Annotated in this window: 21 protein-coding genes and 1 other RNA gene; 16 read left to right on the plus strand and 6 right to left on the minus strand. The window is 66.0% G+C overall.

Annotated elements, in window-relative coordinates:
• Positions 1-10: 10 nt before the first annotated feature.
• Both AC0KUR_RS25275 and AC0KUR_RS25280 read right to left on the minus strand, forming a co-directional pair.
• The gene (locus AC0KUR_RS25275) at positions 11-1588 is read right to left on the minus strand and encodes a formate dehydrogenase beta subunit (protein ID WP_034187416.1); all 1578 of its coding nucleotides are present in this window, start codon (positions 1586-1588) and stop codon (positions 11-13) included.
• A complete protein-coding gene (locus tag AC0KUR_RS25280; RefSeq protein ID WP_049033191.1) occupies positions 1585-2085 on the minus strand; it encodes an NAD(P)H-dependent oxidoreductase subunit E in 501 nt (166 codons plus the stop codon). Before AC0KUR_RS25280 ends, AC0KUR_RS25275 begins: the two co-directional genes overlap by 4 nt.
• Positions 2086-2216: 131 nt before the next feature.
• On the opposite strand from AC0KUR_RS25280, the gene AC0KUR_RS25285 reads away from it, so the two are divergent.
• From AC0KUR_RS25285 to AC0KUR_RS25295, 3 genes are all read left to right on the plus strand, one after another.
• Positions 2217-3323 (plus strand): substrate-binding domain-containing protein, encoded by a 1107-nt coding sequence (locus tag AC0KUR_RS25285; RefSeq protein WP_049033190.1) that lies wholly within the window; start codon positions 2217-2219, stop codon positions 3321-3323.
• A gap of 101 nt (positions 3324-3424) precedes the next feature.
• Complete coding sequence (locus AC0KUR_RS25290; protein ID WP_049033188.1) at positions 3425-3694, plus strand: hypothetical protein; 270 nt, start codon at positions 3425-3427, stop codon at positions 3692-3694.
• Positions 3695-4055: 361 nt separating this feature from the next.
• A complete protein-coding gene (locus AC0KUR_RS25295; RefSeq protein WP_034187420.1) occupies positions 4056-4406 on the plus strand; it encodes a DUF4148 domain-containing protein in 351 nt (116 codons plus the stop codon).
• Positions 4407-4682: 276 nt separating this feature from the next.
• Here AC0KUR_RS25295 and ssrA read toward each other — a convergent pair.
• The 4 genes from ssrA to ompA form a co-directional block, all read right to left on the minus strand.
• Positions 4683-5052, minus strand: a transfer-messenger RNA (tmRNA) gene (gene ssrA, locus AC0KUR_RS25300).
• A 17-nt stretch (positions 5053-5069) separates the two neighbouring features.
• Complete coding sequence (gph, locus tag AC0KUR_RS25305) at positions 5070-5783, minus strand: phosphoglycolate phosphatase (protein ID WP_049033186.1); 714 nt, start codon at positions 5781-5783, stop codon at positions 5070-5072.
• Positions 5784-5796: 13 nt separating this feature from the next.
• A complete protein-coding gene (gene ubiG, locus AC0KUR_RS25310) occupies positions 5797-6495 on the minus strand; it encodes a bifunctional 2-polyprenyl-6-hydroxyphenol methylase/3-demethylubiquinol 3-O-methyltransferase UbiG (protein ID WP_473376557.1) in 699 nt (232 codons plus the stop codon).
• Positions 6496-6649: 154 nt separating this feature from the next.
• Positions 6650-7318: an outer membrane protein OmpA gene (ompA, locus tag AC0KUR_RS25315; RefSeq protein WP_006476579.1), complete on the minus strand. Its 669-nt coding sequence runs from the start codon at positions 7316-7318 to the stop codon at positions 6650-6652.
• Between the two features lie 526 nt (positions 7319-7844).
• Here ompA and gyrA point away from each other — a divergent pair.
• From gyrA to rfaE1, 13 genes are all read left to right on the plus strand, one after another.
• Positions 7845-10448 carry a DNA gyrase subunit A gene (gyrA, locus tag AC0KUR_RS25320; RefSeq protein WP_034187423.1) on the plus strand — a complete coding sequence of 868 codons (2604 nt, stop codon included), beginning with the start codon at positions 7845-7847 and terminating at the stop codon, positions 10446-10448.
• A gap of 83 nt (positions 10449-10531) precedes the next feature.
• Positions 10532-11131, plus strand: coding sequence for a DUF2059 domain-containing protein (locus AC0KUR_RS25325; RefSeq protein ID WP_034187466.1), 600 nt, complete (start codon positions 10532-10534; stop codon positions 11129-11131).
• Between the two features lie 155 nt (positions 11132-11286).
• Positions 11287-12369: a 3-phosphoserine/phosphohydroxythreonine transaminase gene (gene serC / locus AC0KUR_RS25330; protein WP_034187424.1), complete on the plus strand. Its 1083-nt coding sequence runs from the start codon at positions 11287-11289 to the stop codon at positions 12367-12369.
• A gap of 33 nt (positions 12370-12402) precedes the next feature.
• A complete protein-coding gene (pheA, locus tag AC0KUR_RS25335; protein WP_124669188.1) occupies positions 12403-13485 on the plus strand; it encodes a prephenate dehydratase in 1083 nt (360 codons plus the stop codon).
• 184 nt (positions 13486-13669) lie between these two features.
• Positions 13670-14596, plus strand: coding sequence for a prephenate dehydrogenase/arogenate dehydrogenase family protein (locus AC0KUR_RS25340; RefSeq protein WP_473376558.1), 927 nt, complete (start codon positions 13670-13672; stop codon positions 14594-14596).
• Between the two features lie 13 nt (positions 14597-14609).
• Entirely contained in the window at positions 14610-15914 is a 1305-nt protein-coding gene (gene aroA / locus AC0KUR_RS25345; RefSeq protein ID WP_027811969.1) for a 3-phosphoshikimate 1-carboxyvinyltransferase, read from the plus strand.
• A gap of 13 nt (positions 15915-15927) precedes the next feature.
• Positions 15928-16614 (plus strand): (d)CMP kinase, encoded by a 687-nt coding sequence (gene cmk, locus AC0KUR_RS25350; RefSeq protein ID WP_006476573.1) that lies wholly within the window; start codon positions 15928-15930, stop codon positions 16612-16614.
• A 142-nt stretch (positions 16615-16756) separates the two neighbouring features.
• Entirely contained in the window at positions 16757-18469 is a 1713-nt protein-coding gene (gene rpsA / locus AC0KUR_RS25355) for a 30S ribosomal protein S1 (protein WP_034187468.1), read from the plus strand.
• A 22-nt stretch (positions 18470-18491) separates the two neighbouring features.
• Positions 18492-18815 carry an integration host factor subunit beta gene (locus AC0KUR_RS25360; RefSeq protein WP_034187427.1) on the plus strand — a complete coding sequence of 108 codons (324 nt, stop codon included), beginning with the start codon at positions 18492-18494 and terminating at the stop codon, positions 18813-18815.
• Positions 18816-19023: 208 nt separating this feature from the next.
• A complete protein-coding gene (locus AC0KUR_RS25365) occupies positions 19024-19317 on the plus strand; it encodes a lipopolysaccharide assembly protein LapA domain-containing protein (RefSeq protein ID WP_012328123.1) in 294 nt (97 codons plus the stop codon).
• Between the two features lie 53 nt (positions 19318-19370).
• Positions 19371-20543: a lipopolysaccharide assembly protein LapB gene (gene lapB, locus AC0KUR_RS25370; RefSeq protein WP_034187428.1), complete on the plus strand. Its 1173-nt coding sequence runs from the start codon at positions 19371-19373 to the stop codon at positions 20541-20543.
• A 90-nt stretch (positions 20544-20633) separates the two neighbouring features.
• Positions 20634-22034, plus strand: coding sequence for a UDP-glucose dehydrogenase family protein (locus AC0KUR_RS25375; protein ID WP_175902016.1), 1401 nt, complete (start codon positions 20634-20636; stop codon positions 22032-22034).
• A 7-nt stretch (positions 22035-22041) separates the two neighbouring features.
• On the plus strand, positions 22042-22992 hold the full coding sequence (gene rfaE1, locus AC0KUR_RS25380; protein ID WP_051700958.1) for a D-glycero-beta-D-manno-heptose-7-phosphate kinase: 951 nt from the start codon (positions 22042-22044) through the stop codon (positions 22990-22992).
• Positions 22993-23001: the final 9 nt, after the last annotated feature.

Raw genomic sequence — 23001 nt, forward strand, 5'->3', positions numbered from 1 at the left:
TCCTTCTGGGTCAGGCCGCGGCCTTGACCGGACCCGCTGCGGCATCCTTGCCGGCAGCGAGCCCGAAATCTTCGGGGAAATGGTCGAGCGCGGACAGCACCGGGTACGGCGTCATGCCGCCCATCGCGCACAGCGAGCCGGCCAGCATCGTGTCGCACAGGTCGCGCAGCAGCGTGACCTGACGCTCCGACGTGTCGCCGTCGCGGATGCGTGCGATCGTCTCGACACCGCGCGTCGAGCCGATCCGGCATGGCGTGCACTTGCCGCACGATTCGATCGCGCAGAACTTCATCGCGTATTCGGCCAGTTCGGCGAGGTTCGAGGTGTCGTCGTGCAGCACGATGCCGCCGTGACCGACGACCGCGCCGATCGCCGCATACGCCTCGTAGTCGAGCGGCACGTCCCACTGATGGTCGGGCAGGTAGGTGCCGAGCGGGCCGCCGACTTGCGCGGCGCGAGCGGGCCGGCCGCTGGCCGTGCCGCCGCCGAAGTCGAACAGCAGTTCGCGCAGCGTGACGCCGAACGCGAGTTCGACGAGGCCGCCTTGACGGATATTGCCCGCCAGCTGGAACGGCAGCGTGCCGCGCGAGCGGCCCATCCCGTAGTCGCGGTAGAACGCCGCGCCGCGCGCGAAGATCACCGGCGCCGTCGCGAGCGTGATCACGTTGTTGATGACGGTCGGCTGGCCGAACAGGCCCGCGAGCGCCGGCAGCGGCGGCTTCGCGCGCACGACGCCGCGCTTGCCCTCGAGCGATTCGAGCAGCGCGGTTTCCTCGCCGCACACGTACGAGCCCGCGCCTTTCGCGACGTGCAGCTCGAACGCGTGCGCGGAGCCGAGCACGTGCTCGCCGAGCCAGCCGGCTTCGCGCGCGCGGACGATCGCGGCTTCGAGTGTCGCGATCGCGTGCGGGTATTCGCTGCGCACGTAGATGTAGCCGACCGTCGCGCCCGTCGCGATGCCCGCGATGATCATCCCTTCGATCAGGCAGTACGGATCGCACTCCATGATCAGGCGGTCGGAGAACGTGCCCGAATCGCCTTCGTCCGCGTTGCAGACGATGTATTTCTGCGCGGCGTGCGCGTGCCGCACGGTGCGCCACTTGATGCCGGCCGGGAACGCCGCGCCGCCGCGGCCGCGCAGCCCCGATTCGATCAGCGTCTCGCAGGCGGCGTCGCCGTCGAGCGACAGTGCGTTCTTCAGGCCGGCGAGTCCTTCGTACCGCAGGTAGTCGTCGATCGACAGCGGGTCGGTCAGGCCGATCCGCGCGAACGTGAGGCGCTGCTGGCGCGCGAGATAGGGCAGTGCGTCGACGAGGCCGACGCTGCTCGGGTGCGTGCCGCCCTCGAGCCAGTGGGCGTCGAACAGCGCGGGCACGTCGGTGGCCGACAGGTTTGCATAGCCGACGCGGCCCGCGGCCGTGCCGATCTCGACGAGCGGCTCGAGCCACAGCAGCCCGCGCGAGCCGTTGCGGACCAGTTCGATCGCGACGCCGCGCCGTTCGGCCTCCGCGACGATCGCGGCGGCGAGCGCGTCCGCGCCGAGCGCCAGCGCGGACGAATCGCGCGGAACGTAGATGCGGGTCGTCATGCGGCCTCCTGCGAGTGGGCGACCGCGTCGGCGAGCAACGCGTCGAATTTCTCCGGCGTGACCTTCGCGTGCAGCACGCCGTTGACCGTCAGCGACGGCGACTGCGCACACAATCCGAGGCAGTACACCGATTCGAGCGCGACGGCGTCCGGCGCGCGCGCAGCGGCGGCATCGCCGTGTGCCGCGTCGAACCGGCAGCCCGTGCGCGCCTCCGCATGGGCGGCGAGCGTTTCGCCACCCATGCTGCGGCACGCTTCGGCGCGGCACATCTGGATCGTCACGCGCGCGGGCGGCGCGGTGCGGAAGTGATGGTAGTAAGTCAGTACGCCGTGGACTTCCGCACGCGACAGGTTGAGTGCCTTGGCGAGCGGTGCGACGCAACCCGGCGGCACGTAGCCCGCGTCGTCCTGGATCGCGTGCAGGATCGCGACGAGCGACCGGCCGGCGCGCGCATGACGCTCGACGAGCGCGTCGGGCGCAGGGGAATTCGGGGACATCGGTTATGCTCCTCCAAAATCTCATATGCGCTTGCAGTTCATATAGTGCGCATCTCGACTTCGTTCTGATTGATTTTTATCAACCATAAGCGGAACATTCCGCGGTCGCAATAGGAAATCGGAGTGCATAATTGATTCGGATCGAATGCGACGCGTATCTGACCGTACGCGACACGGAAGGCCGGTCGGCCAGCCTGTCGGACGTCGCGCCGTTGCTCGAACTCGTGGCCGACACGGGCAGCATTGCGCAGGCGGCACAGGCCAAGGGGCTGTCGTACCGGCACGCGTGGGGCATGCTCCGCGCGCTGGAAGCGTGCATCGGCGGCGAGTTGATCGAAACGGCACGCGGCAAGGGCTCGACGCTGTCGGCGCTCGGGCAGGCGGTCGTCGATGCGCAGCGCCTCGCGCGCAGCCGGCTCGACGGGAATTTGCGCACGCTGGCGGCCGAAGTGGCGAGCGACCTGAACCGGCGGCTCGCGCAGCGCGACGGCGCCGTGCGCATCCATGCGTCGCACGGCTACGCGGTCGCGACGCTCGTCTCCGCGCTCGTCGATGCGCAGGCGGCCGTCGACATCAAGTATCGCGAGAGCATCGAGGCCGTACAGGCGCTCTCGCGCGGCGAATGCGACCTGGCGGGCTTCCATCTGCCGCGCGGCGCGTTCCGCGCGCAGTGCGCGCAGATCTACCGGCCGTGGCTCGACGACACGCGCCACGTGCTGATCCACCTGACGCGTCGTCAACAGGGGCTGTTCGTGCCGCGTGGCAACCCGAAGCAGGTCCGCGGTCTCGCGGATCTCGCGCGCAACGACATCCGCTTCGTCAACCGGCAGCCGGGGTCGGGCACGCGCATGTTGCTGGACCTCGCGCTGCGTGCGATCGGCATCGATCCGGAGCGCGTCGACGGCTATGCATCGGCCGAGCTCACGCATTCGGCGATCGCGGCATTCGTCGCGAGCGGGATGGCCGATCTCGGCTTCGGCGTCGAGCCGGCCGCGCATCATTTCGGGCTCGACTTCATCCCGGTCGTCGACGAGGACTATTACTTCGCATGCGAACGTGCGCGGCTCGACGCCCGGCCGCTCGCCGGCGTACTGGCGCTGCTGCGCGACGCACGTTTCGTCGAGCGCGTCGCGCATCTGGACGGCTACGATCCGGCCGCGTGCGGCACGCTGACGGGCATCGCGGCCGGGCTGGCCGGCGACGACGGCGCGCAGGCGCGGCACGGCAATTCCCGGTAACGGGGACGCGATCGGGTCGCGCTGCAACAGCGGGGGATTTGCGCTACGCTTGGCGCTTGATCAACGTTCCAACAAGCACGCCGTTCAGGCGTCATTCCGCCATGAAATTTTCCGTTCCCCACGCCGCGGCAGCGTTGACCGCGGGGCTGCTGGTCGTCGTTTCGCCGTTTGCGTCCGCGCAGAATTCCCCGGGTGTGCCGGGCGGCATCCTGAGCGAACAGTTTCGTTTGAACGAGCATCCGCAGATGCCGTTCGCGGCGTCGGCGCCATCGCAGAAATACCAGGGCGGCAAGAAGTCGGCGTTGCGCCGCAAGGGCGACCTGGGTGACCCGAACGGCTGCAACCTGAAGTGCCCGATGGATACCCAGTAATGCGCTGACCGGCGCGTTTGTGCCCGGGGTGAGGCGCCGTGCTTTCGCACGACGGCCCATCATCTGACCGCGAGTGGACGAGCGTCGATTCCGGGCCTATTGGTGGTCGAGCCCCGCAAAGCGTTACCGCTTTGCGGGGCTCGTGCTTTTCGACGGGCCCGCATCCAACGGGGTGCCGGGCGGAGCCGCCGTACGCACGTCTGGCCATCCCGCTCATTGATCTAGGGTTAACCCGTAATTCAGGAAGGATGTCTTCCAGAAACCTGCCTTATTCTTAAGCATCTGCCTACATAAACTTCGGTTTGTCAGCGATGAACAAGGTGTTCACCGCGAACACAGACAAATCTGGAGGTAGGTCATCATGAAGTCGCTCGTTCAAGCCGTCGTCGTTGCCGCTGCGCTCGTTGCCCCGGTCGTGTCGTTCGCCCAGTCGGGCTCGACGATCACCCGCGCGCAGGTTCGTGCCGAACTGGTCCAGCTCCAGCAGGCCGGTTACAACTCCGCCCGCGGCGAAGATCCGCATTATCCGGAAGCGATCCAGGCCGCGACGGCCCGGGTTGCAGAGCAGCAGCGTGCGCTGGCGCAAGCGCAAGGCGCCGACGTCAGCGGCTACGGCGCACAGGCGCAGGGCGCATCGGCATCGGGTTCGCGTGCGATGGGCGTGCGTCCCGCCAGCGCTGAAGAAATGAAGTCGCTGTATCGCGGCAGTTGAGCCGCGCGTCGCCCGGCGCGAACCGGTCGCGACGACGCGTCGTGGCCGGGGCCGCGGTAGCCGGGCTGGCCGCCGTCAGGTGCAGCGAGTGACTGCGCGGGGGCGGCCGACCATCCGTCACCTCCTGCCGCCGGAGTACCGGCGGCATTCCGCCCGGCCGCCCGTCCGTCAGTGGCTGGGCGCTTTTTCGGCAGGAGAGGGAGGCATGCGTTTCGCCGGCAACAAAAAACCCCGCAGACTTGCGTCATGCGGGGTTCGTGCGACGAGCGCGGAATTTGGTGGAGGCGGCGGGAATCGAACCCGCGTCCAGAAGCGCTCCACGACTAGTTCTACATGTTTAGTCCAGTCTTTTGATTTAACCGCAGCGACGCGGACGAACACGCTGCACTACGGCGATTCGCTAGATTTTCGACCCTGGCGTCGCGACGCCGACAGGGCTTAACTGACGTAAATGACCTCTGGCGGTATTGCTACCGGTCTTGCGACACTAGCCCGTCAGTGAACTAGGCAGAGGACGGCGGCCCTTAGGCTGCCAGTGCGAACGTATCGTCGTTTGCAGTTACGATTTTCCCATTGATTAACGAGGTGACGGGTCCTCGACATGCCCTAGCCGCTTCACAACCCCTGTCGAAACCAGGTCGCCCCCGCGGATAAGATCAATCATTATAGCCCAACATCGCGCAGCAGTTCGCGCAGTTCCTGCGTCGTATCGACGAGATGCTGCGCCTGCCAGTCGGTCGGTGCGACGCCGTCGCCGCAATAGCCGTACGCGGCCGCGACCGTCGCCATGCCGGCCGCGCTGCCGGCCTGAATGTCGCGCAGGTCGTCGCCGACGTAGACGATGCGCGCGGGCGCGAGCGTCAACTGGTCGGCCGCGTGCAGCAGCGGGGCCGGGTGCGGCTTCGGGTGCGGCGTTGTGTCGCCCCCGACGATGCAAGCGGCGCGCGGTGCGAGACCGAGCAGGTCGACGAGTGGCGCCGTGAGCCGCATCGCCTTGTTCGTGACGATCCCCCAGCGCACGCCGCGCGCATCGAGTTCGTCGAGCACGTCGCCGATGCCGGGGAACAGCACCGTATGCACGCAGAGATCCGTCGCGTAGTTGGCCAGGAACTCGTCGCGCATCGCTTCGTAGCCGGGCGTGCGCGGATCGATGCCGAACGCGCCGCCGAGCAGGCCGCGCGCGCCGGCCGAGGCCAGCGGCCGCAACACGTCGAGCGACGTTTCGGGCAGGCCGCGCTCGCGTTGCATCTTGTTGACGGCCGCCGCGAGATCGGGCGCCGTGTCGGCGAGCGTGCCGTCGAGGTCGAACAGCACGGCATCGCAGTGCAGCAGGCGCGGTTCGTCGGCTGCCCGCGCGGTCGAAAGGGGAGTCGTCATGCCGGTCGGAAGGTCACGCGCCGCGGCGGCACGCGATGAGGTAGTTGATGTCGGTGTCGTTCGACAGCGCGAAGCGCTTGCCGATCGGGTGATACGTGATGCCCTTGATCTCCACGATGTGCAGATCGGTCGCGCGCACGAAGCCCGCCAGTTCCGACGGACGGATGAAACGCGCGTAGTCGTGCGTGCCCTTCGGCAGCATCTGCGCGATGTACTCCGCACCGATCACCGCGAACAGGTAGGACTTCAGGTTGCGGTTCAGCGTCGAGAAGAACACCCAGCCGCCCGGCTTCACGAGCGTCGCGCATGCGGCGACGATATCGCCGGGCGACGGCACGTGCTCGAGCATTTCCATGCACGTGACGACGTCGTAGGTGCCTGGTTCGCGCGCGGCGATCGCTTCGGCGGCGATCGCCTCGTAGTCGACCATGATGCCGCTTTCGAGGCTGTGGAGGTCGGCGACGCCAAGCGCTTCGGTCGACAGGTCGATGCCCTTCACCTGGGCGTCGAGTCCGGCCATCGATTCGGACAGGATGCCGCCGCCGCAGCCGATGTCGAGCGCGCGTTTGCCGGCCAGGTGCGCGTGCGCATCGATCCAGCCGAGCCGGACCGGGTTCAGGTCGTGCAGCGGCTTGAATTCGGCATTCGGATCCCACCACCGGTGGGCGAGGTCGCTGAATTTCTGGAGTTCGTGCGGATCGGCGTTGGTCATGTCGGCAAACGGGCTACAGGAGGAGGGCGGTGCTGCGGTTCGTCAGACCCGAGTATATAAGAAGCAGGCGAGCGGCGAAGCGACGAGCGCCCGGACGGGCATCAATGAAAAAGCCCCGCCGGAGCGGGGCTTTGAAGCAGTCGAAAACCGCGGCTTAGTTTGCCGGAACGGTCGTCTTCTGCACTTGCTGCGTACCAACCACTTCGACTTCCACGCGGCGGTCCGGTGCGAGGCAGGCGATGAGCTGCTTGCGGTTCTTCTGGTTGCAGCCAGTCGTAACCGGGTTGCGCTTGCCCTTGCCTTCCGTGTAGATCTTGTTGGCCGGCACACCCTTGCTGACCAGGTACGACTTCACGGCTTGCGCACGGCGCAGCGACAGACGGTCGTTGTACTTGTCCGAACCGATGCGGTCCGTGTAGCCCGTTGCAACGACGACTTCCGTGTTCATGCCTTCGATCTTCGAAGCCAGTTCGTCCAGCTTTTGCTTGCCCAGCGGCTTGAGCGTTGCCTTGTCGAAGTCGAACAGTGCGTCGGCTTGATACGTTATCTTCTGGCTCGTGATGGCCGGAGCGACCGGAGCGACCGGCGGCTGCGGTGCCTGGGCGACCAGTGCGCCATCGCACTTCGCGTTGGCGGTGGCCGGCGTCCAGAACGCATCGCGCCAGCAGAGCTCGTTCGTGCCGTTCATCCACACCCATTCGCCCGTGCCGTTCACCCAGTTGTCATTGACGGCTTGACGCGACGCCGGCACCGACTGTGCCGAAGCGGATGCAGCCATAACTGCGGTAGCTGCAATGAACGCGAGCTTTGAAAGTTTATTCATATTTCTCCTCTCGAAATTGAGATTACCGCAGGTTTACTGCGAGCCTGTTGACGGTGACAAGTCATACATTGCTCGAAGTATAACATTGGTGCGGCACAAAAAACGCGGCACCGCTCTGTGTAGACTTCGAGCAGCGTCTAACTTTCAGTGCGTTGGCATTTTGCCATATCGTTCCCTTCCTACGAAAAAAAATCCTCCCCACCCTAAGATCGCTTCAACTTTGTGGTGCATGCGCAACACCGCCCTGCCGCAACTTTTAGAGATTGTCAAGAGTGTGTCGGCGAAATTGCGCGAATGTGTGCTGTTGTTTACACGTGCGCGCGAAACACGCGTGACGGGATGGCCTGCGACGTCGCGTCGCGTGCGATGTCGGTCGAATCGCCGCTGCCGCGATTTTTGCTATTTATATATAGAGGGGTCGCGAATTTGCGGCTGATGGGCGCATGTTAGAATCTCGCGTTGCGTTGCGCATGCAGCGCCCACGCGAAAGGCGTTCGCCGTCTTCGCTCCGAAACGATACGGATACATGGATCAATTCGCCAAAGAGACCCTGCCCACCTCCCTAGAGGAGGAAATGCGCCGTTCGTATCTCGATTACGCGATGAGCGTGATCGTCGGACGTGCCCTCCCGGATGTCCGCGATGGCCTGAAGCCCGTGCACCGGCGCGTGTTGTTCGCGATGCACGAACTGAACAACGACTGGAACCGTGCGTACAAGAAGTCGGCGCGTATCGTCGGCGACGTGATCGGTAAGTACCACCCTCACGGCGATACCGCGGTCTACGACACGATCGTGCGGATGGCGCAGGACTTCTCGCTGCGCTACATGCTGATCGACGGGCAAGGCAACTTCGGCTCGATCGACGGCGACAATGCCGCGGCGATGCGTTACACCGAAATTCGCATGGCGAAGATCGGTCACGAGCTGCTCGCCGACATCGACAAGGAAACGGTCGATTTCGAGCCGAACTACGACGGCAACGAAACGCAGCCGTCCGTCCTGCCGGCGCGCATCCCGAACCTGCTGATCAACGGCTCGTCGGGCATCGCGGTCGGCATGGCGACCAACATCCCGCCGCACAACCTGAACGAAGTCGTCGACGCGTGTCAGCACCTGCTGGGCAACCCCGAAGCGACGATCGACGAACTGATCGAGATCATCCCGGCGCCGGACTTCCCGACGGCCGGCATCATCTACGGCGTCGCCGGCGTGCGCGACGGCTACCGCACCGGGCGCGGGCGCGTCGTGATGCGCGCGGCCACCCACTTCGAGGAAATCGACCGCGGCCAGCGGATGGCGATCATCGTCGACGAGCTGCCGTACCAGGTGAACAAGCGCTCGCTGCTCGAGCGGATCGCCGAGCTCGTCAACGAGAAGAAGCTGGAAGGCATCTCCGACATCCGCGACGAGTCCGACAAGAGCGGCATGCGCGTCGTGATCGAGCTCAAGCGCGGTGAGGTGCCGGAGGTGGTGCTGAACAACCTGTACAAGGCGACGCAGCTCCAGGACACGTTCGGCATGAACATGGTCGCGCTCGTCGACGGCCAGCCGAAGCTGCTGAACCTGAAGGAAATCCTGCAGTGCTTCCTGTCGCACCGACGCGAAGTGCTGACGCGCCGCACGATCTACGAACTGCGCAAGGCCCGCGAACGCGGCCACGTGCTCGAGGGTCTCGCGGTCGCGCTCGCGAACATCGACGAGTTCATCGCGATCATCAAGGCCGCGCCGACGCCGCCGATCGCGAAGCAGGAGCTGATGGCGAAGCCGTGGGATTCGTCGCTCGTGCGCGAGATGCTGACCCGTGCCGAAGCCGAGAACGCGTCGGCGGGCGGCCGTTCCGCGTATCGTCCGGAAGGCCTGAACCCGGCGTTCGGCATGCAGGGCGACGGGTTGTACCGCCTGTCCGACACGCAGGCCCAGGAAATCCTGCAGATGCGTCTGCAGCGCCTGACCGGCCTCGAGCAGGACAAGATCATCGGCGAGTACCGCGAAGTGATGGCGCAGATCGCCGACCTGCTGGACATCCTCGCGCGCCCCGAGCGGATCACGACGATGATCGGCGAGGAGCTGACTTCGGTGAAGGCCGAATTCGGCGACGCGCGCCGCTCGAGGATCGAGCTGAACGCGACCGAGCTGAACACCGAGGATCTGATCACGCCGCAGGACATGGTCGTCACGATGTCGCATGCGGGCTACGTGAAGTCGCAGCCGCTGTCCGAGTACCGCGCGCAGAAGCGTGGCGGCCGCGGCAAGCAGGCGACGCAGATGAAGGAAGACGACTGGATCGAGACGCTGTTCATCGCGAACACGCACGACTACATCCTGTGCTTCTCGAACCGCGGCCGCGTGTACTGGGTCAAGGTCTACGAAGTGCCGCAGGGCTCGCGCAACTCGCGCGGCCGCCCGATCGTCAACATGTTCCCGCTGCAGGAAGGCGAGAAGATCAACGTCGTGCTGCCGGTCAAGGAGTTCTCGGCCGACAAGTTCATCTTCATGGCGACGTCGCTCGGCACCGTGAAGAAGACGCCGCTCGAGGCATTCAGCCGTCCGATGAAGAAGGGCATCATCGCGGTCGGCCTCGACGATGGCGACTACCTGATCGGTGCGTCGATCACCGACGGCGCGCACGACGTGATGCTGTTCTCCGACGCCGGCAAGGCCGTGCGCTTCGACGAGAACGACGTGCGTCCGATGGGGCGCGAGGCGCGCGGCGTGCGCGGCATGCAGCTCGAGGACGGGCAGCAGGTCATCGCGATGCTGGTTGCCGGCAGCGAGGAGCAGACCGTGCTCACCGCGACCGAGAACGGCTACGGCAAGCGCACGCCGATCACCGAATACACGCGTCACGGCCGCGGCACGAAGGGTATGATCGCGATCCAGACGTCGGAGCGTAACGGCAAGGTCGTCGCGGCGACGCTCGTCGACGCCGAAGATCAGATCATGCTGATCACGACGGCGGGCGTGTTGATTCGCACCCGCGTTTCCGAGATTCGCGAGATGGGACGGGCCACGCAAGGTGTTACACTCATCAGTCTCGATGAAGGTACCAAGCTCTCCGGCCTGCAGCAGATCGCGGAGGCAGAAGAGGGCGATGGCGAGGCCGACGAGGCGTCGGACGGCGAAGCCTGAAGAACGGATGAGACTCTGACCGCCGCGGGCGCGAAGCGCCGCGGCCGGCGAGCAACCATTCATATTTCCAAAAGGGAGTGATGATGCAAAAGCAATTCAAGCAACTGGTCCTGCTGGCCGCACTGGTGCCGACGTTCGCGATGGCGCAAGCGCTGTCGAATTCCGCACCGGCGCCCGCCGCGGCAGCTGCGCCGATCGACGCTGACAAGAAGGCGGCGATCAAGGATCTGCTCGACGCGATCGACGCGCCGAAGCTCGTGTCGGCAATCGGCAACAGCGCCGAAATGCAGGCCAAGCAACTCGTGCCGGCGATCCTGTCGGACGCGCTGTCGGAAAACAAGACGCTGAACGACAAGCAGAAGCAGGCTGCCGTTCCGACGCTGCAGAAGAACGCCGTGCCGAAGCTGGTCGACGGCGCGGGCAAGGTGTTCGGTACGCAGCAGTTCCAGAGCGACGCGATGTCGGCTCAGTACGACGCGTACGCGAAGTACTACAGCACGTCGGAGATCAAGGATCTGACGACGTTCTACAAGAGCCCGACGGGCCGCAAGTTCATCCAGGTGCAGGATCAGGTCGGTCGCGACGTGGTCAACGGCCTGATGCAGAAGTACATGCCGCAAGCGATCCAGGCAACGCGTACGCAGGCTGACAAGGAAGTCGCAGCAGTCAAGCCGGGCAAGTAAAGCCGTCCGGGCACGCCCCCGGCCGTTCGGCCGGGTTTGGCGGGAGCCTGACGACAGTGCGATAATGGCCGTTTGCGCGCGAGCGCAAACGGCCATTTCTTTTCTGGCGCGGTCTGCCGGCGGCGAGCCGGTCGCGTCCCTCCGAGGTTTTCACGATGCGCGTCTTTAATTTCTCCGCCGGCCCTGCGGCGATGCCCGAGGAAGTGCTGCGGCAAGCGGCCGACGAAATGCTCGACTGGCACGGCAGCGGCATGAGCGTGATGGAGATGAGCCATCGCGGCAAGGAGTTCATGTCGATCCACGAGGCTGCGCTGACCGACCTGCGCGACCTGCTCGGCGTGCCGGCCAGCCACCGGATCCTGTTCCTGCAGGGGGGCGGCATCGCGGAAAACGCGATCGTGCCGATGAACCTGCTCGGCTCGCGCAAGACGGCCGACTTCGTCGTGACGGGGTCGTGGTCGCAGAAGTCGTTCAATGAGGCGAAGAAGTTCTGCACGCCGCATCTCGCCGCAACCGGCAAGACGGAAGACGGCTTCACGCGTGCGCCCGCACGCGCCGAATGGCAGCTGTCGGACGATCCGGCCTACGTGCATCTGTGCACCAACGAGACGATCGACGGCGTCGAGACGTTCGAGATTCCCGATCTCGGCGACGTGCCGCTGGTCGCGGACGTCTCGTCGCACATCCTGTCGCGCCCGATGGACGTCGCGAAATACGGCGTGCTGTTCGGCGGCGCGCAGAAGAACATCGGGATGGCCGGCGTGACGGTCGTGATCGTGCGCGAGGATCTGCTCGATCGCGCGCTGTCGATCTGCCCGTCCGCGTTCGAGTGGAAGACCGTCGCCGCGAACAACTCGCTGTACAACACGCCGCCCACCTACGCGATCTACATCGCGGGCCTCGTGTTCCAGTGGCTGAAGCGGCAGGGCGGCCTCGAGGCGATCGAGGCCCGCAACATCGAAAAGGCGAAGCTGCTCTACGACACGATCGATGCGAGCAGCTTCTATCTGAACAAGGTCGAGCCGGCAGCGCGTTCGCGGATGAACGTGCCGTTTTTCCTGGCCGACGAAACGCGCAATGAAGACTTCCTCGCCGGCGCAAAGGCGCGCGGGCTGCTGCAGCTGAAGGGCCACAAGTCCGTCGGCGGCATGCGGGCGTCGATCTACAACGCGGTGCCGCTCGAGGGCGTGAAAGCGCTCGTCGAGTACATGAAGGACTTCGAGCAGCGCGGCGCCTGACGGCGGCGCTGCTCAAACAGCACGGCAAAACGCATGGACGACGAACTGAATTCCCGCCTGAAACCGCTGCGCGATCGCATCGACGCGATCGACGCGCAGCTGATCGCGCTCCTGAACCAGCGCGCCGCGGTGGCGCTGGAGGTGGGCGAGGTCAAGAAGCATTTCAACGCGCCGGTGTTCCGGCCGGAGCGCGAGCTGCAGGTGATCGCACGGCTGCAGGACATGAGCGCGGGGCCGCTCGCGAGCGAGCACATCAGCGCCATCTGGCGCGAGATCATGGCCGCGAGCCGCGCGCTCGAGCAGACGATCCACGTCGCATTCCTCGGGCCGGTCGGCACGTACAGCGAACAGGCGATGCTCGAGTATTTCGGCCAGTCGATCGAAGGGCTGCCGTGCCCGTCGATCGACGAGGTGTTCCGCTCGGTCGAGGCCGGTGCGTCCGCGTTCGGCATCGCGCCGGTCGAGAATTCGACCGAAGGGGCCGTATCGCGCACGCTCGACCTGCTGCTGCAGACGCAACTGCTGATCAGCGGCGAGCTGGCGCTGCCGATCCACCACAACCTGCTGACGCAAAGCGGCACGCTCGACGGCGTGAAGCGTGTCTGCGCGCATGCGCAGGCGCTCGCGCAATGCCAGCAGTGGCTCGCGGCGAACGCGCCGCAGCTCGAGCGGCAGGCGGTGGCGAGCAATGCCGAGGCCGCCCGCCTCGCGGCGGCCGATCCGACCGTCGCCGCGATCGCGGGCGACCGCGCGGCCGCGCACTACGGCCTGCAGATCGCGTTCTCGCTGATCCAGGACGATCCGCACAACCGCACGCGTTTCGTGATCATCGGCAAGCAGCCGGCCGGGCAAAGCGGTCACGACCAGACGTCGCTGATCGTGTCGGTGAAGAACGAGCCGGGCGCCGTGTTCAAGCTGCTCGAGCCGCTCGCGCGGCACGGCGTGTCGATGACGCGTTTCGAGTCGCGTCCGGCGCGCGTCGGCACCTGGGAGTACTACTTCTACATCGACATCGAAGGGCACCGCGACGATGCGGCGGTGGCGGCCGCGCTTGCGGAACTCGGCCAGAAGGCCGCGTTCCTGAAGATACTCGGTTCGTATCCGCGCGCACGCTGACGCGCTGGTGCGCCGCCCGCTCGCGCGGGCGTGGCGGCCAGGCGGGCAGGGCAGGCCGTTCGGCGCTGCCGAAGGCGGGTTCGGGCGGCATCCGGCGCTGGTTGCGCCGGGTGCGGGCCCGTGGCCCGGAATCTGGAATTCCGCGTGCGGGGCGTCGTTCCGCGCGCGTAACTTGGCTCTTCTCGTGTCAGGCTTTGCATTCAACAAACTGGTCATCTTCGGCGTCGGCCTGATCGGCGGCTCGCTGGCGCGCGCGTTGCGCGAGCGCGCGCCGGGCGGTGCGGGCGAGGTCGTCGGCGTGGGCCGTTCGCGTCGCTCGGTCGAGCGCGCGCTGACGCTCGGCGTGATCGATCGCGCGGCGGCACTCGACGACGATGCGCAGTTGCGCGACGCGCTCGCCGGCGCCGATCTCGTGCTGCTGGCGGCACCGGTCGCCCAGACGGGCCCGTTGCTCGCGCGCATCGCGCCGTGGCTCGACGATGCAACGATCGTCACCGATGCCGGCAGCACCAAGTCCGACGTCGTCGCGGCCGCGCGCGCGGCGCTCGGCGCGCGGATCGCGCAGTTCGTGCCGGGGCATCCGATCGCCGGCCGCGAATCGAGCGGCGTCGAGGCCGCGTTGCCGGACCTGTACGTCGGCCGCAACGTCGTGCTGTGCCCGCTGCCGGAGAACGCGCCCGAGTCGGTCGCGCGGATCGACGCGATGTGGCGCGCGAGCGGCGCCGACGTGCGCACGATGAGCACCGAGCAGCACGATCGCGTGTTCGCGTCGATCAGCCATCTGCCGCACGTGCTGTCGTTCGCGCTCGTCGAGCAGATTCTCGGCGAGGCCGACGCGGAACTGAAATTCTCGTACGCGGCGGGCGGCTTCCGCGATTTCACGCGCATCGCGGCGTCGAGCCCGGAGATGTGGCGCGACGTCTGCGTCGCGAACCGCGCGGCGCTGCTCGACGAACTCGACGGCTACACGCGTGTGCTCGCGCGGCTGCGCGCGGCGATCGACGCCGGCGACGGCGCGGCGCTCGAAGCCGTGTTCACGCGCTCGCGCGCCGCACGCAAGGCATGGCAGGAGCGCGGCGGCGCGCCCGCTGCCGAACCGGTCAGGAAATAACAGGACGATTCCCATGGACTATCTCGATCTCGGCCCGTACTCCAGCGCATCGGGCACCGTGCGCCTGCCCGGCTCGAAAAGCATCTCGAACCGCGTGCTGCTGCTTGCGGCGCTGGCCGAAGGCGAAACGACGATCACCAACCTGCTCGACTCCGACGACACGCGCGTGATGCTCGACGCGCTCGGCAAGCTCGGCGTGAAGCTCGCGCGCGACGGCGACACCTGTGTCGTCACGGGCACGCGCGGCGCCTTCACCGCGAAGACGGCCGACCTGTTCCTCGGCAACGCGGGCACGGCCGTGCGGCCGCTGACCGCGGCGCTCGCGGTGAATGGCGGCGACTATCGCGTGCACGGCGTGCCGCGCATGCACGAGCGGCCGATCGGCGATCTCGTCGACGGCCTGCGCCAGATCGGCGCGCAGATCGACTACGAGCTGAACGAAGGCTACCCGCCGTTGCGGATCAAGCCCGCGACGATCTCGGTCGATGCGCCGATCCGCGTGCGCGGCGACGTGTCGAGCCAGTTCCTCACGGCGCTCCTGATGACGCTGCCGCTCGTGAAGGCGAAGGACGGCCGGACCGTCGTCGAGGTCGACGGCGAGCTGATCTCGAAGCCGTACATCGACATCACGATCCGGCTGATGGAGCGCTTCGGCGTGACCGTCGAGCGCGACGGCTGGCAGCGTTTCGTCGTGCCGGCCGGCGTCCGCTACCGCTCGCCGGGGCGGATCATGGTCGAGGGCGACGCGTCGTCCGCATCGTACTTCCTCGCGGCCGGCGCGCTCGGCGGCGGCCCGCTGCGCGTCGAGGGCGTGGGGCGCGCGAGCATCCAGGGCGACGTCGGCTTCGCGAACGCGCTGATGCAGATGGGCGCGAACGTGACGATGGGCGACGACTGGATCGACGTGCGCGGCATCGGCCACGACCACGGCAAGCTCGAACCGATCGACATGGACTTCAACCTGATTCCCGATGCGGCGATGACCATCGCGGTCGCGGCGCTGTTCGCGAACGGCACGAGCACGCTGCGCAACATCGCGAGCTGGCGCGTGAAGGAGACCGACCGCATCGCCGCGATGGCGACCGAGTTGCGTAAGGTCGGCGCGATCGTCGAGGAAGGCCCCGACTATCTCGTCGTCACGCCGCCGGAAAAGCTCACGCCGAACGCGGCGATCGATACGTACGACGATCACCGGATGGCGATGTGCTTCTCGCTCGTCAGCCTGGGCGGCGTGCCGGTGCGGATCAACGACCCGAAGTGCGTCGGCAAGACGTTCCCCGACTATTTCGACCGCTTCGCCGCGCTCGCCAAAGCCTGACCCGACTGTACCGATGAAATCGACCCGACCCTTTCACCCGACTCCCGTCATCACGATCGACGGCCCGACCGCCTCCGGCAAGGGCACCGTTGCCGCGCTCGTCGCCGCGCACCTTGGCTTCCACCTGCTCGACAGCGGCGCGCTGTACCGGCTCGCCGCGCTCGCGAGCGTGCGCTACGGCATCGCGGCGGAGGACATCGACGCGCTGGTGAAGCTGATCGACGATCTCCACATCACCTTTCGTGAAGGCTGTGCGCAGCTCGACGGCGTCGACGTGTCGAACGACATCCGCGCCGAAGCGGTCGGCAACCGCGCGTCGGCCATTGCCGTGCACGGGCCCGTGCGCACCGCGCTCGTCGCGCGCCAGCGCGCGTTCCGCAAGACGCCGGGCCTCGTCGCGGACGGGCGCGACATGGGGACGGTGATCTTCCCGGATGCCGTGCTGAAGGTGTTCCTGACGGCCAGCGCGGAGGCTCGCGCGACCAGACGGCATAAGCAATTGATGCAAAAAGGTTTTTCTGCTAATATAGATGACTTGCTCCGGGATCTTCGTGAACGTGACGCGCGCGACAGCAATCGCGCGGCCGCGCCGCTGAAGCCTGCGGCAGATGCCAAGCTGCTCGATACGTCGGCGCTGTCGGTCGATGAAGCCGTCGATCAAGTGCTGCAGTGGTACCGGGCGCTCGGCCAGCCCGCCTGAGAAGGCGGGCAGCGGTAGGTGTTCCGCGTCGCAAGCGCGGAGCGTGTTTCGAACCCTTAACCCCGTGTGGTCATCGATCTGGCCCTTTCAGCCTGCCATTCCGGCCGGCGTGGCACAGCGATCCATGCACAATCAGATTTTTATGTCCGACCTGCAAACCTCCACCCCGAATACCGAATCCTTTGCGGCTCTGTTCGAAGAGTCGCTGACCCGCCAAGACATGCGCGCCGGCGAAGTGATTTCCGCCGAAGTCGTGCGCGTCGACCACAACTTCGTGGTCGTCAATGCAGGCCTGAAGTCCGAGGCTTACATTCCGATCGAGGAATTCCTGAACGATCAGGGCGAGGTTGAGGTGCAGTCGGGCGATTTCGTGTCCGTCGCGATCGACGCACTCGAAAACGGCTACGGCGACACGATCCTGTCGCGCGACAAGGCAAAGCGCCTTGCATCGTGGCTGTCGCTGGAAAAGGCACTCGACAACAACGAACTCGTCACCGGCACGATCACCGGCAAGGTGAAGGGCGGCATGACCGTGATGGTCAACGGCATCCGCGCGTTCCTGCCGGGTTCGCTGGTCGACACGCGTCCGGTCAAGGACACGACCCCGTACGAAGGCAAGACGCTCGAGTTCCGCGTGATCAAGCTCGATCGCAAGCGTAACAACGTCGTGCTGTCGCGTCGTGCCGTGATCGAAGCAACGCAAGGCGAAGAGCGCGCGAAGCTGCTCGAGACGCTGAAGGAAGGCGCGATCGTCAACGGCGTGGTCAAGAACATCACCGACTACGGCGCGTTCGTCGACCTCGGCGGCATCGACGGCCTGCTGCACATCACCGACATCGCATGGCGTCGCGTGCGTCACCCGAGCGAAGTCCTGTCGGTTGGCCAGGAAGTCACCGCGAAGATCCTCAAGTTCGACCAAGAGAAGAACCGCGTCTCGCTGGGCATCAAGCAACTGGGCGACGATCCGTGGGAAGGCATCTCGCGCCGTTACCCGTCGGGCACGCGCCTGTTCGGCAAGGTCACGAACATCACCGACTACGGCGCATTCGTCGAAGTGGAATCGGGCATCGAAGGCCTCGTCCACGTGTCGGAAATGGACTGGACCAACAAGAACGTTGCGCCGTCGAAGGTTGTCCAGCTGGGCGACGAAGTCGAAGTCATGGTCCTCGAGATCGACGAAGACCGTCGTCGTATCAGCCTCGGCATGAAGCAGTGCAAGCCGAATCCGTGGGATGACTTCAGCCGCAACTTCAAGAAGGGCGACAAGATCACGGGCGCAATCAAGTCGATCACCGACTTCGGCGTGTTCATCGGTCTGCCGGGCGGCATCGACGGCCTGGTCCACCTGTCGGACCTGTCGTGGAGCGAAGCCGGCGAAGAAGCCGTTCGCAAGTACAAGAAGGGCGACGAAGTCGAAGCCATCGTGCTCGGTATCGACGTCGAGAAGGAGCGTATTTCGCTCGGCATCAAGCAACTCGAAGGCGACCCGTTCAGCAACTACGTTGCAATGAACGACAAGGGCTCGATCGTCGACGGCGTCGTGAAGACGGTCGATGCGAAGGGTGCGGTCATCACGCTGACGGGCGACATCGAAGGCTACCTGCGTGCGTCGGAAATCTCGCAGGATCGCGTCGAAGATGCACGCAACGTGCTGAAGGAAGGCGACAAGGTCAACGCGATGGTGATCAACATCGATCGCAAGTCGCGCGGCATCAACCTGTCGATCAAGGCAAAGGATTCGGCTGAGCAACAGGAAGCGATCCGCGGCCTGCAGTCGGACACGAGCGCTGCTGCGACCGGTACGACCAACCTCGGCGCGCTGCTGAAGGCGAAGCTCGACGGCCAGAACCAGTAAGCCTCACGAGGTCTGCTGAAGTATGACCAAATCCGAGTTGGTCGCGCAGCTGGCATTGCGATTTCCGCAACTTGTCCTCAAGGATGCGGATTTCGCGGTGAAAACGATGCTCGATGCGATGTCCGATGCCCTGGCGAAAGGGCATCGCATCGAAATTCGGGGTTTCGGCAGCTTCGGCCTCAACCGTCGCCCGGCGCGCGTCGGACGCAACCCGAAGTCGGGGGAGAAAGTGCAGGTGCCCGAGAAGTTCGTGCCGCACTTCAAGCCTGGCAAGGAATTGCGCGAACGCGTCGACGGCCGCGCCGGTGAACCGCTGAAGGCTGACGATCCGGACGACGAGCGTTGAACGTCGTTTGGTGTGCCCGGAACCCGTCCGGCGAAGGCTGAAAAGAAAAGCGCCCCTTGGGGCGCTTTTTTCATTTCCGGCGGCAGCGATGCAACGGCCGGCGCAGGATGTGCGCAGTCGCGGAAACGCTTCCTTTACAATACGGGTCGATTCGGTGCGACGAAGGGGAGTCGCGCGCCGCAGCAAACCTCAACAAAGAGAGGGCTTCATGAAGTTTATCGTCTGGCTGATCCGGGTATTGGTGTTCGTCCTGCTGCTGGTGCTCGCGCTGGCCAATACGCAAACCGCGACGCTGAATTTCGTTGCCGGCTACGCATGGCAAGCGCCGCTGATCCTGATCGGCCTGGCGTTTTTCGCCGTGGGGCTGCTGGCGGGCCTGCTGTCCGCGCTGCCTTCGATCTTCCGCCTGCGTCTCGAGAACGGGCGCCTGAAGCGCGATCTGCGCGCGGCGCGTGAAACGCCCGCCGTCATCGATCAGCCGCCGATGCCGCCCGTCATTTAACACGGACGCCGCGCGATCATCGCGCGGTTTTCGTCTCTGCTTCGATATTTCGCATGGATCTGGATTTCTGGTGGTTGCTCGCGATTCCGGTCGCGTTCGCGCTCGGGTGGGCGGCGTCACGCTATGACCTGAAGAATCTCCTGTCGGAGAGCGCCAACCTGCCGCGCTCGTATTTCCGCGGCCTGAATTTTCTGTTGAACGAACAACCCGACAAGGCGATCGACGCATTCATCGAGGTCGCCAAGCTCGATCCCGAGACGGTCGAGCTGCACTTCGCGCTCGGCAACCTGTTTCGCCGCCGCGGCGAGACCGACCGCGCGATCCGCGTGCACCAGAACCTGCTGAGCCGCACGGACCTGCCGGTCAACGAGCGTGACCACGCGTTGTACGAGCTCGGCCAGGATTTCCTGAAGGCCGGCCTGCTCGATCGCGCCGAGGAGGCGTTCCACAAGCTCGCCGACGGCGACTATGCGCTCGGCGCGCAGCGGGCGCTGCTGACGATCTACGAGATCGAGAAGGACTGGAACAAGTCGATCGATACCGCGAAGCGCATCGAATCGATGAGCGACAAACCGCTCGGCGTCGAAATTGCGCAGTTCCACTGCGAACTCGCGCAGGAAGCGCTGCAGCGCAAGAATGCGGCCGCGGCAGCCGAACAGTTGCGCCTGGCGCTGACCGTGAACCCGCAGAACGTGCGTGCGACGATCCTGTCGGGCGACGCGGCGGAGGCGGCAGGCGACCACGCCGCCGCGATCGGGCACTGGAAGCGTGTCGAAGCGCAGAACCCCGCGTATCTGCCGCTCGTCGCCGACAAGCTGATGAAGGCGTATGTCGCGCTCGGCAAGAACGGGGAAGGCGCCGAGCTGCTGATGGGGTATGTCGACCGCTATCCGTCGAACGACCTGCTCGACATCGCGTACCAGCATATCGCCGGGTTGCGCGGCCAGGAAGCGGCGCACACGCTGGCGCGCCTGCAGATGGAGAAGTCACCGAACCTGTCGGGGATGCTGCACCTGCTCGATGCGCAGATCGCGGCGGCCGACGAACCGCGCCGTAAGGAACTTGAAATGATGCGTGCGCTGATCAAGCAGCGCACGAAAAATCTGCCACGGTATACGTGCCAGAATTGCGGTTTCCGGGCACGGCTTTTCTACTGGCAGTGCCCCGGATGCAGCGGCTGGGAAACCTATGCGCCGCGCCGCGTCGAACCTGCGATGCCGGGCTGATCCCGGCACGCGGAGCCAACGCGCTGCGGTTGCCGCCGGGCTGGCCCCGGCGGCCAAGTTAGTCAATTACCGGGAAGTACCGGAACATCTATGAAAATCACCATCATCGGCACCGGCTATGTCGGCCTCGTCACGGGCGCCTGCCTCGCGGAGATCGGTCACGACGTCTTCTGTCTCGACGTCGATCCGCGCAAGATCGACATCCTGAACAACGGCGGCATGCCGATTCACGAACCGGGGCTGCTGGACATCATCGCGCGCAACCGCGCGGCGGGGCGCCTGCGCTTCTCGACCGACATCGAGGCGAGCGTCGCGCACGGCGAGATCCAGTTCATCGCGGTCGGCACGCCGCCCGACGAGGACGGCTCGGCCGACCTGCAGTACGTGCTCGAGGCCGCACGCAACATCGGCCGCTACATGACGGGCTTCAAGGTGATCGTCGACAAGTCGACGGTGCCGGTCGGCACCGCGCAGCGCGTGCGCGGCGTGGTCGACGAGGCGCTTGCCGCACGCGGGCTCGCGGGCAGCGTCGCGCATCGCTTCTCGGTCGTGTCGAATCCGGAGTTCCTCAAGGAAGGCGCCGCGGTCGAGGACTTCATGCGTCCGGACCGGATCATCATCGGCGTCGACGACGACGAGACCGGCACGATCGCGCGCGAGAAGATGAAGAAGCTCTACGCGCCGTTCAACCGCAACCACGAGCGCACGATCTACATGGACGTGCGCTCGGCCGAATTCGCGAAGTATGCGGCGAACGCGATGCTCGCGACGCGCATCTCGTTCATGAACGAGATGTCGAATCTCGCCGACAAGGTCGGTGCCGACATCGAGGCCGTGCGCCGCGGGATCGGCTCCGATCCGCGCATCGGCTATCACTTCCTGTACGCCGGCGTCGGCTACGGCGGCTCGTGTTTCCCGAAGGACGTCCAGGCGCTGATTCGCACCGCCGGCGAGAACGGCCAGCCGCTGCGCATCCTGGAAGCCGTCGAGGCCGCCAACCATGCGCAGAAGGACGTGCTGATCGGCAAGATCGAGCAACGCTTCGGCGCCGACCTGACGGGCCGCGAGTTCGCGGTGTGGGGCCTCGCGTTCAAGCCGAACACCGACGACATGCGCGAGGCGCCGAGCCGGCGTTTGATCGCCGCGCTGCTCGAGCGCGGTGCGACCGTGCGCGCGTACGATCCGGTCGCGATCGACGAAGCGCGGCGCGTGTTCGAGCTCGATTTCGGCCACGATGCCGATGCGCTGGCGCGGCTGCATCTCGTCGACACGCAGGATATCGCCGTGACGGGCGCGGATGCCCTCGTGATCGTGACCGAATGGAAGGAATTCCGGAGCCCCGATTTCACGCGCCTGAAGGCCGAACTGAAGGCGCCGGTCATCTTCGACGGCCGCAACCTGTACGAGCCGGACGCGATGGCCGAGCTGGGCATCGACTACTATGCGATCGGCCGTCCGTATGTCGATCCGCAGTCGTTCTCCCGCGGCTGACCCCACGATGAATACTCTTCACGAAATCGTATCGGTGCCGCGCGCGCAGCTCGCGCGCTCGCGCGTGCTCGTCGTCGGCGACGTGATGCTCGACCGTTACTGGTTCGGCAACGTCGATCGCATTTCGCCTGAAGCGCCGGTGCCGGTCGTGCACGTGCAGCGTCAGGAGGAGCGGCTCGGCGGCGCGGCCAACGTCGCGCGCAATGCCGTGACGCTCGGCGGCCAGGCGGGATTGCTGTGCGTCGTCGGGTGCGACGAGCCCGGCGAGCGGATCGTCGAACTGCTCGCCGGCAGCGGCGTGACGCCGCATCTCGAGCGCGACCCGGCGCTGCCGACCACGATCAAGCTGCGCGTGCTTGCGCGCCAGCAGCAACTGCTGCGCGTCGACTTCGAGGCGATGCCGACGCACGAGGTGCTGCTCGCGGGGCTCGCGCGCTTCGACGCGCTGCTGCCGCAGCACGACGTCGTGCTGATGTCGGATTACGCGAAAGGCGGCCTGACGCACGTCACGACGATGATCGAGAAGGCGCGTGCGGCCGGCAAGGCCGTCCTCGTCGACCCGAAGGGCGACGACTGGGCGCGCTATCGCGGCGCGTCGCTGATCACGCCGAACCGCGCGGAGCTGCGTGAAGTGGTCGGCCAGTGGAAGTCGGAAGACGACCTGCGCGCGCGCGTCGCGAACCTGCGCGCGGAGCTCGACATCGATGCGCTGCTGCTCACGCGCTCGGAAGAGGGGATGACGCTTTTTTCCGCGACCGGCGAACTGCACGCACCGGCGCTCGCGCGCGAGGTGTTCGACGTGTCGGGCGCGGGGGACACCGTGATCGCGACGGTCGCGACGATGCTCGGCGCCGGCGTGCCGCTGGTCGACGCGGTCGTGCTCGCGAATCGCGCGGCAGGCATCGTGGTGGGCAAGCTCGGCACGGCCACGGTGGACTACGACGAACTGTTTCACTGAGCGCATTCG

Source organism: Burkholderia sp. YHN3-13, from assembly GCF_055810675.1.